Below are 15,144 nucleotides of genomic sequence, written 5' to 3' on the forward strand. Positions count from 1 at the left end.
AGAGCAGAACAGATTGTAGTGTTCTCTTCTCTGATGCTGCTCTTACATTAGACTTACCACCAACGGTAGCCGTTCTCTGCAATCAGACGATCTGCTGACTCAGGTCCTTGCGAACCTGCGCTGTACGTATCGAGTGGCACACTGCCCTCCTGGAATGCTTCCAAGATCGGCTGTACCCATTGCCAAGCCAGTTCAACTTCGTTCCAGTGAGCAAAGAATGTAGAATCTCCACGCATCGCGTCAAAGATCAGGTTTTCATAAGCTTCCGGAATGTTGCGTTCACCTGAGTTGAAGCTCATATGCATCGGTTCCACTTCGCCTTGATTGAGTGGGTTTTTCGCATTTAATTGAAGCGAGATGCTTTCTTTCGGACCAATTTCGATCGTCAGCAGGTTAGGTTCCGTTGTATTTTCGGATTCATGACCTGTTTTCAGTGGAGCCTTGAATTCAACAACAATTCGGGTCGATTTTTCAGCCAGGCGTTTGCCTGTACGAATGTAAAATGGAACTTCACTCCAGAATGGATCATCGATCCACAGTCTCGCGGCAACATATGTCTCATTCTGAGAACCAGCTGGAATGCCAGGCTCGTCCAAATATCCAACAACAGAAGCACCTTGCAGTTCGCCTGCTCCATATTGGGCACGAACGACTTCAGAAGCGATATTCTCTTTCGTCAATGGACGAAGAGCTTCAGCAATCTTCTGCTTTTTGAATTGAATTTCTTCCGGTGTGCAGCGTTTTGGCAAATGCAAACCGATCATCATCAGCAACTGAAGCATATGGTTTTGGAACATGTCACGAAGGGCACCGCTTTGGTCATAATACGCGGCACGTTCTTCAACGCCAACCGTTTCACTTGCTGTAATCTGTACATTGGCAATGTAACGGTTTGACCACAAAGCCTGAATGACCGGATTCGCGTAAGTGAGGGTTTCAATATTTTGAACCATCGGTTTACCAAGGAAATGGTCAATACGGTAAATTTCTTCTTCTGCAAAGGTATTGCTCAATTTTTCGTTCAGATCACGAGCAGATTGCAGATCGTGTCCAAATGGTTTTTCGATGATGAGTTTCTTCCAGCCTTTGGTGTTACCCAAGCCGCTTTCTTGAATGTTCAGTGCGATTGGCTCAAAGAATTCCGGTGCAACCGACATGTAGAACATGCGATTCTCGGGAATATTGAGCTCTTGTTCACGTTTCTGAACCAGTTCCAGCAATTTGGTGTAATCTTCAAGCTTCGTATTATTTAAAGAACAATAACGAAAAGCACCAATAAAGTCGCGAACCTGAGCTTCTTCTTCCGGTGTTTGACGGGAGAAGGTATGCAATGACTTTTCGACATTCGCCTGGAAGTCAGCATCCGACAATTCACGCCGTCCAAGACCAATAACGGAGAAGGATTTCGGCATTTTCGAATCAATGTACAAATTATATAATGCAGGGTAAATCTTACGTTTGGCTAAATCGCCTGTTGCCCCGAAGAGGACAAATGTCATTGCGTCCATTGGAGTGCCTCCTGTGATCTGTGCAGTATAGTATATGATGATGCAAAATGTTCAAATCCAAGCATGACAAAAGACGGAATTAGTGGGGGAGTTCCCCGCCTTACCTCCGCTTGTGTATCTGACCTGAATTAAACATGGAACATTCCTTCTCTCCACAACCTTAATCAAGGTTATAAATTGTAACCAATTGAATTGACGTTACCCATATTACACCTGTCGTCACAATTCGTCAACAATCGTGTCTAACCTGTGAACACCAGTGTTTATAGGGTTTTTATTTAATGTTAACGCTTTATGTGGTAACATTAAGAACAATTGGTATGTGACATTTTACACATAGGGCTTGTGGACACTCAGGTTACAATAAGTATACTAATGCTATAATAAGCATAACTAAATCAAAGGAGTACTATTATGAGCGATGATGAGAATGCCAAGCAAATATGCGAAAAGGTGGAACAGTCTTATCAGATCATTGGCCGGAAATGGGTAGCCCTCATTATTCATACATTGATGGAAGAACCCAAACGATTCAGTGAAATTCACGCTTATATCCCGGACCTGAGCAAACGGGTACTTAATGAACGGATGAAGGAACTGGAGGAAGAGGGACTTGTCGTGCGTCATGTGGTTACGGAACGTCCTGTTCGGACAGAATATATGTTGTCCCGCAAAGGCACAGAGCTGGGGCGCGCATTAAGCGCCGTAGAACGATGGGCCGATAAGTGGCTGTAGCACTACTTTTGAGGAAAGTATAGGAGCTCATTCTATTTTAGAGGAGAAACTTCATTTTTAATTTAACTACCGACACATTGAGAATTAAAAATAACACTTTAAATTTCACCACGATAATGTACTGACGCTACCTTTAATAACATCAGCAGTAACTCTCATGTAATTTAATGTCTGCTGCTGCGTTCAAAATGCTGCCGATACTGTAGCGGAGTGGTTCCCGCCGATTTGCGAAATAATTGAATAAAATAAGATCCATTGGGAAATCCCGCCCGCCTACCAACCTCCTCAACGGACAGAGTTGTCGTTTCCAGCAGAAGATAAGCCTGCTTGAGTCTTCGGGCTGTGACGTAGTCCGTAATACTGCTTCCTGTTTCTTGCTGAAAGATACGGGAAGCATATGACTTGGATAAGTGGATATCATCCGCCATATGATCCAGTCTGATTTCGTCTATATAGTGCTCTTCAATCCAATGCATCATCTTCTCCGCATGTCTTAATTGACGTGATTCGACCAAGTGCGTTTGCCCCGCATGTTCCCCATCACTTTGTTGATCCAAAATATTCAAGAGCTGAAGCAAAAACAGCACCGTTTCCTCCCATTCTCCCCCAACCCGACTGCGTGACTGATGATAACATTTATATACCCAATCCAGCTGATCCATAGATGAACTCAGATCAAAAACCTGCGGTTGATTGCGTCCTTTCCATAACCTCGAAAAAAAAGCACGGCGATGCGGGAACGCTTCCAAATATCGATCCATTACAATGGGTTCTACATAGAAAATATTCCTTTCATACGGTGTATCTGAATGAACCTCGGCATAAACGTGATGCAGCTGATATGGCTGAAAAAAGAAGAGCATGCCTTTACGAATGGGATAGGTATGATTATTCAAAACCACAATACCTTGCCCTTCATGGACATAGAGGATTTCCCCACATTGATGCCAATGATAATATCCTTTGAAATCGTTCACCGATTTAATTTGATAATCCCACACCAAAGTATTTCCCTCAAAGTCCACACGCTCAAACATTCTCATTCCCCCTTCTTCACAATGACAACAGAGCAACATTTCTTCATATCCTAACACAACTTTTAAGGTTTTTAAAAAGATATAATCTCCTTATAGGAAAGCGTTATCTTTACTTTCTAATTAAACCTAAGGAGGTTATCTCATGGCCAAGGCGGAATCCGCTGTATCTACGACATATTGGCAGGAAGTCATGCAGAAGCTGGAAAACAAATTGCCCGAGATGAAAAAAAACATTGGGGATAAATGTCCTCATTTTGCCGGCGATGATGGGAAGTATGATAACATCAACACTGATTGGTGGGTTTCAGGTTTCTGGCCGGGTATGCTGTGGATTATGTACGATATGACAGGAGAGGAAAGCTACCGGGATGCGGCATGGTCGTGGGATGAAACTTTGGAGCAATGGTTTATAAGACCAACAGGAGAGCTTCATCACGATGTTGGCTTCCAGTTTCTCTCTACTGCTGTTATCAAACATAAAATTACAGGTGATGAGGACGCTCTCAGACGTGGTCTGGAGGCAGCCAATTTCCTTGCAGGACGCTATAATCCCGTAGGCAAATTCATTCGTGCGTGGAATGAAGACAAATATGGCTGGGCCATCATTGATTGCATGCTGAATATCTCTTTGTTGTTCTGGGCTTCAGAAGTGACGGGAGATCCCCGTTACAAACATATTGCCATTAGCCATGCCGAGACGACCATGCAGTATGGTGTTCGTGAAGACGGATCAACCAAACATATCCTTTCCTTTGACCCAGAGGATGGTCGTTATATTGAATGTCTTGGCGGACAGGGATATGCTCCTGAATCCTCCTGGAGTCGAGGTACCTCATGGGGGTTATATGGATTCGCTAATTCGTATCGTTATACCCAGGATGAGCGTTTCCTGAACACAGCGAAAAAGATCGCCCATTACTTTATTGCTGCGTTGCCAGAGGATCATGTACCTTACTGGGATTTCAGACTTCCGACTTTGGAGGGTCAATCCCGAGATAGCTCTGCAGCAGCAATTGCCGCATCCGGTCTGCTTGAGCTGGCCACCGCCGTTCCTGAAGGTGAAAAACACCTCTATGCCGATGCAGCCGAACGAATCCTGCGTTCCTTAACAGAGAACTATGCGGTCTGGGATCAGCCAGAGCATGAATCGATTCTGTTGCACGCCACAGGCAGCGGCAATTCCTTCATTGATGTCTCCCTGATCTATGGAGATTATTATTATCTGGAGGCCATCGCGAAGTTGAATGGATGGAAACATCGGGTGTATTGATTTTGTTTTGTAAATATGATTCCAATAAAAAGAAGCCAGACCTCACAATATCTGTGGGACTGGCCTCTTTTTTTGTTATATAACTAAGACTCCAACTTTCTCCCTAACGTAATATCCACATCCTCGAAGTTCTCTACCGCTGTCTTTTTCTCATAAAAATGCACCGCATGTTGCATAATCCCTTCCCTTGTATAGAAAGCATCCTCCGCCTCTAGTGGAAAAGTAACCTTCTCCCCCGTACTGGCCGATTTATAAATACCTACAATGAGTTCCAGTGTATTCCGTCCACTCTTCCCATCCACCAGAAGGGGTGATCCTGTCTCAATGGCGTTTAGCACATTCTCCACTTGCCCTGCGTGACCGACATGGATAACATCCGGTAATTCGTCAGCAAGTTTCTGAATCTGTTGTTCCAAATCTGGATTGGGTTCTGGGAAACCATTCGTTCGTGCCGTAGAAGCAACGACCTTCCAAGGCGCAGATACCCTGGCCCCTTTACCTTGAAAAATCAACTGCTGCTCCTCTCCGTGGTGTACCACGGAACTGGTGATCATACCAAGTGCTCCTTCTTGAAAACGAAGCATTGCCATGGAAATATCCTCCACTTCGGCATTATCATGCGCCGTATTCGCCATCATGGCCTGCAATTCCATCGGAGGACCCATCATCCAAAGCATCGCATCAATATGATGTACCGCATGATTAAGAGTACAGCCTCCGCCTTCCTTTTCCCATGTACCACGCCACCACAGATCATAATAATTATGGCCCCGCCACCAAAAAGAATCGACCTGAACGTGGACAATGGGACCCATAAGTTTGCTATCCAGCACATCTTTCAATTTCATCATCGGTGTCGTAAAACGATTCTGCGCCACAACCGATAGTAGCTTACCACTCTCTTGCGCCGCTTCCAGCATCATATCCGCCTCTTGTAAAGAAGAAGCCATTGGTTTTTCAACCAACACATGTGTTCCTGCATGCAGAAAATCACATGTTATCGGTGCATGTGTATACGGAGGGGTACAGACGGAAACCAGGTCAATGTTTTGATCCAGCAATTCATGATAATCGGTAACAGCTTGCGCACCTTTCAATCCATAATCGTTAATTCGCTTTTGTGCTTTTTCCGTATACATATCCACCACAGCTACGATCTGGCATCGTTCAGGAAATGCCAAATACGCTGTAATGTGCGCTGCACTGATCGCGCCTGCTCCAATAATGGCTACTTTCAACATGAATGCATACCTCCCTTATTCCCTTCACAATACACAATAATAAAGCGCTTTTATGCGTTCATCTTGTGATAAAATGAAACTATATTGCGCTCTTGAAGGGGAGGCAGTCTTAATGCCCATCATCACCGAGGATCAATTTAATCTGGCATGCCGTCGCACCTCCACCACTGCGTTCCGAGAGGTTTTTCACGCTCATTCACAGATGGAAATCACGTATATCCATGATGGATATGGACAGTTGATAACAGAGGGACAGGCATTCCCCCTTGAACCGGGTACACTGATGATATTCCGGCCTTTTCAGCTGCATCAGGTCCAGATTCAAGTCACGAAAGAACATCCCTTTATTCGCAGCGTACTGATGTATGAGCAGCACCTGCTGAACCCGCACTCTCGGCAATTTGCCGTATCAAATCGTTTTACAATGGACCTTCTCGGGCAAACATCTCCGCTTCAACCGATCCGTCTATCCGCTTCGTCCCCACTGGTTCAGATGATTGAGCAATTTGCCGATATTCTACCTACGTTACTTCCACATGAAACGGAAGAGGATACACGTCTCTTTTTACTTGGACTGCTCGCACAGCTTCGCTACCTTTGGAAGGACAGGCAGTATTCCAGCGCTAATACACTTCCAACGGGTTCTTCCGTTCTGCATCCTCATGCTGAGGCTGTCATGCAATGGATTGAAGAGCACTACAATGAACCGTTTCGTCTGGAGGATATCGCAGATACACTGCATCTCTCGCCTTATCATTTGTCCCATATATTTAAAAAAGCTACCGGCACCACCATCGTTGCTTACGCCCAAGCTACACGTATTCGTCATGCTTGTGTGTTACTCACAAGTACCACACATACTGTTCCGGAAATAGGCCACCGTGTAGGCATGTCCAGCCCATCTTATTTTTGCAAAGTCTTCCGCAACGCAACAGGCACCACGCCGCATCAGTATCGGCTGAATGTGCAGGGCAGATAAGAAGGTCATCCAACGAAACGAAAAGGAGCAAAAGGTGTAACATCCTTTCGCTCCTCAGCTCCTGAACACTACCCAAGTTACTCACCCGGCTTGCGTACATCCAGTCCCAACTTCTCCAAGAAGGGAAAAATCTGCTCGCGTACCTGCTTCAGTTCTTCCTTCTGCTCCGCAGACAATCGTTCTTCATGGATGTTCCCATCCTGATCCATCACCATGGCTTCATACTGCTTCATCTGTGCATACAACGATTTGAACTCGGTAAACTGCTCCTTGGAAAACTTCGTCTCTGCCATTGCTAGATGTTCCTTCCAAAATTGTTCCTGGTCCTTAGGTTCTTTTGGAGAGTCTACACTTGCTGCCTCCAGCTTTTTGAAAAATGGTTCCAGTTCTGCAGTAAGACGATTAAACTCCGTCTGTTCTGTGACACTCCATTGCTCGGGGTGCATCTCTCCCTGTTGATCCGCATACTTCAAAGCCATTTGCCCCATTTGCTTCATCAGACCCATAAATTGAATAAATTCCTCTTCACTTAAATGTGCTTTGGCTGTCTGCAGCTTCTCTTCCAGTCTCATGTAATCCTCCGATGTTCCACCCACCGCTGATATATTTTCCTGTGAACCATACATTTCGTTAGCCAAGTAGGTATACCCTGCATAAGCTCCAGTAGGAATGATGAGCACAGCAGCCAGCAGCACAGTAACCAGCCATTTTTTCCGATGTCTTTTGAGATGTGATTCACTTCGAATAGCATTCATGATTTTATGTTTTGTTCTCTCAGGAATTGTCCAGTCTTTGGTCTCTTCCTGGTAGGCTGTTCGCAGCTGTTCATCGAGATTCATGTAAATCCTCCACCTTTCCCCGAATGCCTAGGTCCAACTTCTGATTCTGCCTCAGCTTGGTTAATGCCGCATGAATACGCGATTTCACCGTTCCTAGCGGAATGTCCAATATGCATGAAATCTCCTCTTGCGTGTACTCGTTCAAATAGTGAAGAGTTACCACCTGCTGCAGCTTGTATGGCAATCGGTGCACCTGCTCAAGCAGAGGGCGATTTGCCAGTTTGTTGATTAAATCACCGGAAAAATCATACTCCAGCCCAGTATCAGACTTCTCCATCCGCTTGTTAAAACGAAATTGTGTCAACTGTCTGCGCCGGTAACTTCGGACCTGCCGCATCGTCACACCCATTAACCATGGACGAAACGCTCTCTCCGAATCGTATCCCTCTAATGACCTGTATGCCTGAATATAAATTTCCTGTACCAGATCTTCCGCGTCAGATGAGTCACGAATCAGAAAACGAACAGTGCGATACACATCCATCACCGTTAGTTCATATAAGTCCCCGTATGCTTCGTAGTCGCCAGCCCGGGTTAATTCCACAAGTTTTATGTACTTTTCTGTCTCACTCATTATCCATCTCCTTCCTCCTTACACTATATATTGGCATACCTGCTCCATATCGTTCGATTTATTTATTTCAAATTTCTCCGACCATACAAAAAAAGCCCATTCCTCACTCGTCGTTCGAGTTGGAATAAGCTTATATTTCTTAATTCATATGAACATAAAGTATATTATTTATGGGCTAAACCATCCGTTGCCGCATCGCCTCGAACAATAAGATCGTCGCCGCCATCGCGGCATTAAGTGACTCTGCCTGTCCCTGCATTGGAATCGTAATCGCATCGTCCACCAGTTGTGCAGTAGACTCCGATATGCCCTTACCCTCATTACCAATCACAAGCCACACCGATTGTTTAAAATCATAACTATAACAAGAATACTCTGCCTGTAAAGACGTACTAACCAACTTTACGCCCGCAGCCTTCGCTTCAGGCAGCAACGTTTCCAACGGACCTTCTACGATTGGCAAATGAAACAATGACCCCATCGTCGAACGGATCGTTTTCGGATTATAGACATCGGCACAACCAGCACCTAGCACAACACCTGCCGCTCCCGCTGCATCCGCACTGCGAATGATCGTCCCCACATTACCGGGGTCCTGAACATTGTCCAATACCACGACCAGCCCCTTGGAGGAAGACAACAAGCTTTGCAGCAGCTCACGACCTTTATGTACAACGGCAAAAACAGGTTGGGGTGTCATCGTATCCGTGCACTTGGCGATAACCGCAGGGGATACACTGATCCATTCCACACGCTGAAGTGGAGCTTCCAGTCCAGTCAGTTCCTTGGGTACACCCTGCTCCCCATCGTAAACGATGCATTCCAGATCTGCCCCGGCACGCAGCGCTTCCTGTACGAGATGAATGCCTTCAATAATATATTTATGTTGACGGGTACGGTGCTTTTTCTCCAGCAGCTGTGCCCATTCCTTCACACGTGTATTTTGCGGTGATACAATATCCATCTTTCCATCCTTCCCGTCTGCGGGATTTTTTATCAACAAGTTACATGACGAATTGAAATTTTCCGACCAAAGAATGTTCCATTATCCAATCATCATACTTATCACTTTGGATACGCAAGCTCCATTTTCGTCAAATGGTCCTTGTGACCAACGATGATCAGCACATCCCCGTCCGCAATCCGATCCTCCGCATACGGAGAGATATTCATCGAATTCCCACTGCGGATCGCCATCACGTTGCAACCGAAACGTGCACGAATATTTAGCTCCAGCAGATTTTTACCGATCATTTGCTCGGACGCTCTCATCTCCAAAATGCTGTAATCCTCAGATAACTCGATGTAATCGAGAATGTTTGGAGATGTTAGATGATGGGCTACACGCAGTCCCATATCCCGCTCAGGATAAATAACCTTGTCTGCTCCGATCTTCTGTAATACTTTACCATGAAGTTCATTTTGTGCTTTTACAATCAAAACAGGTACACCCATATCCTTCAGAATAAGGGTCGTAAGAATACTCGACTGAATATCTTCACCAATCGCCACAACGACGACATCAAAATTCCGTATGCCCAGCGCACGCAGCGCTTCTTCGTCGGTCGAATCTGCCGATACGGCATGAGTCACCACATTGGACATTTCCTGGGTCCGCTGCTCGTCCGCATCAATTGCCAGTACGTCGAATCCCATGCCGCTCAGTGCATTGGCTACACTTGATCCGAACCGTCCCATGCCAATGACGGCATATTGTTTTTTTGCCATTAAGGTCTAACCTCCCGCTGCACTTCAGCATTACGCATCTATTGGTAGTCCATTTTTCAATTAAAGGGTGAATGTTTACTTAAATATCCTTCGTAGTATACCACAAAGCCCAATAAACTTGAATGCGCTCACGCTTCCCAGGGAACAGTATTAGAGCAGCCGAATATACGAGGAGGGACTTGCGATGCCAATTACATTAAGCCTGCGTGAAGCGATTGTTCATAAGGTTCATGACAAAAGTGATGATCAGCTCCGGGAGATGATCGAAGGTTCTGTAGATGGACCGGAAGCAGCATTACCCGGACTTGGTGCCATTTTCGAAATGATCTGGAAGAACACGGAAACAGCCAAGCAGGAAGAATTAATTCAAATCGCGCAGGAGCATCTGCACACCATTCCCGTTCAACCCATCAGATAACTGAAGCCTTGGAGGGAAAGGTACCATCATCACGTTGTTCTGTCTGCAAAGAAAGATTTTGGCTCATTGGTCTGGATGATGCCTTGCTCCAAGAGCAAGGCAGTTATATCCCCATAGACTAATTAGGCTCCCCAACCAAACAAGGTACAGTCACTGAGCAAAACTCAGGAGGCTGTACCTTGTTTGTGTATATCTGAAGCTCCCAAGGAAGCAGCCGCCTCTAAATACCAATGAGCAAACTGAATGATGACTGCATGTTATTCTCCCTTCTTCCCTAAACGTGAAACCTTAATGAGATATAAAAGCTGGGAGCGACAAAAATGACCTAAATCCCTCTGATCAGGGATTTAGGTCATTTGTTTCTCCTGTATTTGCTATTTTAGGATAAAACGACTTATGGAGCTGTCTCCAGGAATTTCGCCGTTGGGTTTTTGTCCATTGCGGTTCTCATCGCGTATTCATTTTCGAACAGTACTACATGATTGCCTTTTTTATCTTTCACCAGAGCGGAGTTGATCCGGAATTTACTTGGGTCCAAGTTCTCGTCCACGATCCAGCGCGCGAATTGATAAGGCATGCGCTGCAATTGCACGTCTACCCCATACTCGCCCTTCATCCGGTATTCAAATACTTCGAACTGGAGTTGACCAATTACGCCGAGTATGGTCTCGTCGAAACTTACGGTCTGGAACACCTGAATGGTTCCTTCCTCCGTCAACTGGTCAATCCCTTTTTGGTACTGTTTATGTTTCAACGCATTTTTCACGGTAACTTTGGCGAAAATCTCTGGTGAGAATGTTGGCAATTCCTCAAATATAACTTCGCTGCCTTGGCTCAGTGAATCTCCAATCCGGAAGATACCTGGGTCGAACAAACCGATAATATCGCCTGCATACGCCTCTTCCACAATATCCCGGTCTTGTGCCAGGAACTGCTGTGGTTGGGACAACTTGATCTCTTTGCCCACACGGTTATGCTTCACACTCATTCCACGTTGGAACTTACCGGACACGATCCGCAGGAACGCGATACGATCGCGGTGTGCAGGGTTCATGTTCGCCTGAATCTTGAATACATAACCGCTGAATTTCTCATTCGTCGGCTGGATCTCTCCTGCTGTACTACGACGTGGTTCAGGCTTCGGTGCGAGTTGCAGGAAATTCTCCAAGAACGTCTGCACTCCGAAATTATTAATGGCACTACCGAAGAATATAGGTGTCAGTTCCCCACGCTGTACTTTCTCCATGTCGAACTGGTCTCCCGCTACATCAAGCAGTTCCAAGTCCTGACACAATTGATCATGCAGATACTCCCCTGCCATCTCGCGGATAATCGGATCTTTGTAGCCATCTACTTTTTGTACTCTAATGGTCGAATGATCGTCCCCTTGGAACAATTCCACCTGATTTTTCATTCGGTCATATACACCGCACAGCTCGCGACCTGTACCAATCGGCCAGTTCATCGGTACAGAGCGGATACCCAGTACATTTTCGAGTTCTTCCATCAGATCAAACGGGCTTTGTCCTTCACGATCCAGCTTGTTGATGAACGTAAAGATGGGAATACCACGCTTCGCACAAACCTGGAACAATTTGATCGTCTGTGCCTCGACGCCTTTCGCCACGTCAATCAACATAACCGCGCTATCCGCAGCTGTCAGTGTACGATACGTATCTTCACTGAAGTCCTGGTGACCTGGTGTATCCAGAATATTGACACGATGATCCAGATAATCAAACTGCATGACGGAAGATGTAACCGAGATCCCCCGTTGCTTCTCAATTTCCATCCAGTCACTTGTTGCATGTTTGCTTGCTTTCCGTGCTTTTACTGTACCGGCAAGACGAATCGCGCCCCCAAACAGCAACAGCTTCTCAGTCAATGTCGTTTTACCCGCATCCGGGTGAGAGATAATGGCAAACGTCCGGCGTTTGTCCACTTCCTGTTGAAGAATGTTATCTGCAGCTTTGCTCATAGGTTCTATCCCTTTCATCCGTTCATTCACGTTAATCCGGCGAGGCCGGTCTACCATTCAATCTTTATGCAATCCGGCTATGCCGGTTGATTGTACATTCGCATTTCGCACATTAGGCAATTAAGCATCCTATGTTAATTTTACACATTTACAACGGAGTTCATCCTCCCTAAGCGTTGTGCTTCCATTCATGCCGTAGACCTGATCTATAATCCAACTTTCCTATTGTACCATAATCTTTACCGAAAATAACCGATTACGTACATCAGAATCTTCTCTTTACCGATTGCAAAAAAAGAGCACCCTTCAGCCATCATTATGGCTTCCAGGCACTCCTCATTCATTTCGTTTGTCGAACTTAGAAAATTAATGCATCCAGTGCGTATTGTCCTCCACCAGTCAATGCCAGTGCTACACCAACCACCAGGATTGCAAGGTTATATTCAAATCCGTTTTGCGTGGACCAGTATCCGTTCGCACCATGAACCTTCACAATGGCAATGACCATAGTCAGAGCAATCAGAATGCCGCCTACCGGTGTGAGCAGACCCAGAGCGAGCAGCAATCCGCCGCCGAATTCAGCGAGCCCTGCCAGCAATGCTACCACTGCGCCGGGTTTCATACCCATCGATTCAAACCAGCCGCCGGTTCCCTTGATTCCGTATCCCCCGAACCATCCAAACAGTTTCTGAGCCCCGTGCGCCATGAACGACAATCCAATCACCAAACGAATCAACAACAATCCTACATCCAACATTTTCTTTTCCTCCATTCAATATATACAAAATAGTATTCTTAGATTAAAGATATTATGCTAAATTTTTTTCTTCATGAATGTATTTCGTAACCCCTTCACCTGGTTCACATTTTATCTCATGAATGATGTACGTATCCGATTCGTCATCGGGTTTCGTATGTCTTTGCGTAATCTCTTTATCTCTTGAATTGAGTATAAGTTATATACTTACTTTTTGTCAATAACTTATTTTATTATATGTAAGGTTTTACATCCTCCCACTTCTCCATCGCAAAAAAGACCTGAAAAGATCGCATCTCTGCGTTCTTCCCAAGTCTTATTTATAACAGTGTTAATCTTATCACCAACAAAATGACATCACACTAATCAAAATCCCTGCCACTCATGAGTGATACTCCCGCGATTAATTGTTCACTTGCCAGACCACACTGTCTTCGTCCTGACCGTTCACCGGCCACCAGTGAAACCCATCCTGCTCCAGCAGTTTGCCTGTTGCTTCCGGCCCCCACGTACCTGCTGGATACGTGTGCAGCTCTCCGTGATTTTCCACCCAAGCCGCCGCAATCCGGTCAACGAAGGACCACGCTGTAGCAACTTCATCCCAACGGGTGAAGTAGGTGGAGTCTCCTTCTGCTGCATCATGCAACAGACGTTCATACGCCTCCGGCGAGTTGATTCCAATCATGCAGCTCTGGCAGAAATCCATGGCGAGCGGCTGAATCTCGGAATCCGAGCCCGGCTTCTTGGCATTAATTTTAATATAAATGCCTTCCATCGGATTTACCCGAATCACGAGCAAATTCGGCTCCAGCTTGTACTTTTTCCCCAGATAAACGTTACTCGGCATGGATTTGAATTCAACTACAATCTCGGTCGTTTTCACCGGCAGGCGCTTGCCTGTCCGAATATAGAATGGCACACCTGCCCAGCGGAAATTATCTACAAATACGCGTGCGGCAAAATAAGTCTCCGTATTGGATTCCGGATCAACCTTGTCCTCCTGACGATAACCGGGAAGCTGCTTACCACGATACTCCCCTTCGGTATACTGCCCGCGCACAACGTTTGTGCTTACTTCTTCAATAGAGGTAAACGCACGCAGAGAACGCAATACCTTAACCTTCTCATCTCGAATGTCCTCCGGAAACAAACGGCTTGGCGGCTCCATGGCAATCATCGTCAGCATCTGCAGCATATGGTTCTGTCCCATATCGCGCAATGCTCCCGAGTGATCGTAGTATCCACCGCGTTCTTCCACACCGACCGTCTCTCCCAGGGTAATCTGAACGTTGGCAATATGTTTATTGTTCCAAAGCGGTTCGAAAAAGGCATTACCAAAGCGAATCACTTCGATATTCTGCACCATTTCCTTGCCCAGATAGTGGTCAATCCGATAAATCTCTTCCTCACGGAACACTTCACGGATCTGCTCATTCAGATGCTCCGCAGATTGCAGATCATATCCAAATGGCTTCTCAATCACAAGTCGATTCCACCCGCGGCTCTCCAGCATTCCACCATCACGCAAACTATATGAGACGCTGCCAAACAACTCAGGTGCCAGCGCCAGATAGAACAGGCGGTTACCCGGTGTATTAAATTTCGCTTCCAGGCTCTCAGTCTGCTCACGCAATTCTTTGAAACCGTCCACGTTATTGATATCTAGTGATTTATACTCAAAATGTTCGACAAAAGCATTCCACTCATCGGGTTCCCCCGCCGGATAGCGGCAGAACTCTTTAATGGAGTCATAGATGTCTTCCCGGAATTCTTCTGGTGACCTCGGACGACGCGCTACACCAATAACCGCAAAGTCTTCGGCTAACTTGCCTTCGCGGTAGAGACTGTAGATAGCCGGAAACAGCTTCCGGCGGGCCAAATCACCCGTTGCTCCAAAAATGAAAAATACTGCACCTGGTGTCTGCACTTCATCTTGCATTTGTTTTTCGACCATGGGCTCCTCTTTCTTTCCGGGAAGACATCTCCACACTCTCCCCGAGCTATGTAATGGTGTTATATACGCAACATACAACCGTCAATTACCAGCAAATTCCCTTCTTGGATGTGATGCCATTTTAGC

The 15,144-nt window shown here is 45.9% G+C and carries 14 protein-coding genes; 4 read left to right on the plus strand and 10 right to left on the minus strand.

What is annotated here, in order from left to right; translation table 11 throughout:
• Positions 1 to 53 precede the first annotated feature (53 nt).
• Complete coding sequence (zwf, locus tag AC3ITG_RS26920) at positions 54 to 1,508, minus strand: glucose-6-phosphate dehydrogenase (RefSeq protein ID WP_489251876.1); 1,455 nt, start codon at positions 1,506 to 1,508, stop codon at positions 54 to 56.
• Between the two features lie 414 nt (positions 1,509 to 1,922).
• Here zwf (AC3ITG_RS26920) and AC3ITG_RS26925 point away from each other — a divergent pair, with 414 nt between their 5' ends.
• The gene (locus tag AC3ITG_RS26925; protein WP_024632671.1) at positions 1,923 to 2,243 is read left to right on the plus strand and encodes a winged helix-turn-helix transcriptional regulator; all 321 of its coding nucleotides are present in this window, start codon (positions 1,923 to 1,925) and stop codon (positions 2,241 to 2,243) included.
• A 164-nt stretch (positions 2,244 to 2,407) separates the two neighbouring features.
• Here AC3ITG_RS26925 and AC3ITG_RS26930 read toward each other — a convergent pair whose 3' ends face one another.
• A complete protein-coding gene (locus AC3ITG_RS26930) occupies positions 2,408 to 3,280 on the minus strand; it encodes an AraC family transcriptional regulator (RefSeq protein WP_489251877.1) in 873 nt (290 codons plus the stop codon).
• A 142-nt stretch (positions 3,281 to 3,422) separates the two neighbouring features.
• Between AC3ITG_RS26930 and AC3ITG_RS26935 the strand changes: the two genes are divergently transcribed.
• On the plus strand, positions 3,423 to 4,550 hold the full coding sequence (locus AC3ITG_RS26935) for a glycoside hydrolase family 88 protein (RefSeq protein ID WP_489251878.1): 1,128 nt from the start codon (positions 3,423 to 3,425) through the stop codon (positions 4,548 to 4,550).
• Positions 4,551 to 4,633: 83 nt separating this feature from the next.
• On the opposite strand, the gene AC3ITG_RS26940 is transcribed toward AC3ITG_RS26935, so the two are convergent.
• Positions 4,634 to 5,791 carry a Gfo/Idh/MocA family protein gene (locus AC3ITG_RS26940; protein ID WP_489251879.1) on the minus strand — a complete coding sequence of 386 codons (1,158 nt, stop codon included), beginning with the start codon at positions 5,789 to 5,791 and terminating at the stop codon, positions 4,634 to 4,636.
• A gap of 112 nt (positions 5,792 to 5,903) precedes the next feature.
• Here AC3ITG_RS26940 and AC3ITG_RS26945 point away from each other — a divergent pair, with 112 nt between their 5' ends.
• Positions 5,904 to 6,770 (plus strand): AraC family transcriptional regulator, encoded by an 867-nt coding sequence (locus tag AC3ITG_RS26945; RefSeq protein ID WP_489251880.1) that lies wholly within the window; start codon positions 5,904 to 5,906, stop codon positions 6,768 to 6,770.
• 77 nt (positions 6,771 to 6,847) lie between these two features.
• On the opposite strand, the gene AC3ITG_RS26950 is transcribed toward AC3ITG_RS26945, so the two are convergent.
• The 4 genes from AC3ITG_RS26950 to AC3ITG_RS26965 all read right to left on the minus strand — a co-directional run bounded on the left by AC3ITG_RS26950 (position 6,848) and on the right by AC3ITG_RS26965 (position 9,911).
• Positions 6,848 to 7,609 (minus strand): DUF3600 domain-containing protein, encoded by a 762-nt coding sequence (locus AC3ITG_RS26950; RefSeq protein WP_489251881.1) that lies wholly within the window; start codon positions 7,607 to 7,609, stop codon positions 6,848 to 6,850.
• Complete coding sequence (locus AC3ITG_RS26955) at positions 7,596 to 8,183, minus strand: sigma-70 family RNA polymerase sigma factor (RefSeq protein ID WP_489251882.1); 588 nt, start codon at positions 8,181 to 8,183, stop codon at positions 7,596 to 7,598. The genes AC3ITG_RS26950 and AC3ITG_RS26955 overlap by 14 nt, the downstream gene beginning before the upstream one ends.
• 175 nt (positions 8,184 to 8,358) lie before the next feature.
• The gene (locus AC3ITG_RS26960; protein WP_489251883.1) at positions 8,359 to 9,147 is read right to left on the minus strand and encodes a TrmH family RNA methyltransferase; all 789 of its coding nucleotides are present in this window, start codon (positions 9,145 to 9,147) and stop codon (positions 8,359 to 8,361) included.
• Between the two features lie 101 nt (positions 9,148 to 9,248).
• Entirely contained in the window at positions 9,249 to 9,911 is a 663-nt protein-coding gene (locus AC3ITG_RS26965; RefSeq protein ID WP_064635682.1) for a potassium channel family protein, read from the minus strand.
• Between the two features lie 184 nt (positions 9,912 to 10,095).
• On the opposite strand from AC3ITG_RS26965, the gene sspI reads away from it, so the two are divergent.
• A complete protein-coding gene (gene sspI / locus AC3ITG_RS26970; RefSeq protein WP_413373550.1) occupies positions 10,096 to 10,329 on the plus strand; it encodes a small acid-soluble spore protein SspI in 234 nt (77 codons plus the stop codon).
• Between the two features lie 394 nt (positions 10,330 to 10,723).
• Here the strand turns inward: sspI and AC3ITG_RS26975 are convergent, their stop codons facing one another.
• From AC3ITG_RS26975 to zwf (AC3ITG_RS26985), 3 genes are all read right to left on the minus strand, one after another.
• Positions 10,724 to 12,307 carry a peptide chain release factor 3 gene (locus AC3ITG_RS26975; protein ID WP_489251884.1) on the minus strand — a complete coding sequence of 528 codons (1,584 nt, stop codon included), beginning with the start codon at positions 12,305 to 12,307 and terminating at the stop codon, positions 10,724 to 10,726.
• A 358-nt stretch (positions 12,308 to 12,665) separates the two neighbouring features.
• Positions 12,666 to 13,064, minus strand: a complete 399-nt coding sequence (locus AC3ITG_RS26980) for a DoxX family protein (RefSeq protein WP_413373553.1) — start codon at positions 13,062 to 13,064, stop codon at positions 12,666 to 12,668.
• Positions 13,065 to 13,467: 403 nt separating this feature from the next.
• Positions 13,468 to 15,018 carry a glucose-6-phosphate dehydrogenase gene (zwf, locus tag AC3ITG_RS26985; RefSeq protein ID WP_489251885.1) on the minus strand — a complete coding sequence of 517 codons (1,551 nt, stop codon included), beginning with the start codon at positions 15,016 to 15,018 and terminating at the stop codon, positions 13,468 to 13,470.
• Between the last annotated feature and the right edge of the window lie 126 nt (positions 15,019 to 15,144).

The organism is Paenibacillus sp. GL_099_B, from assembly GCF_057835695.1.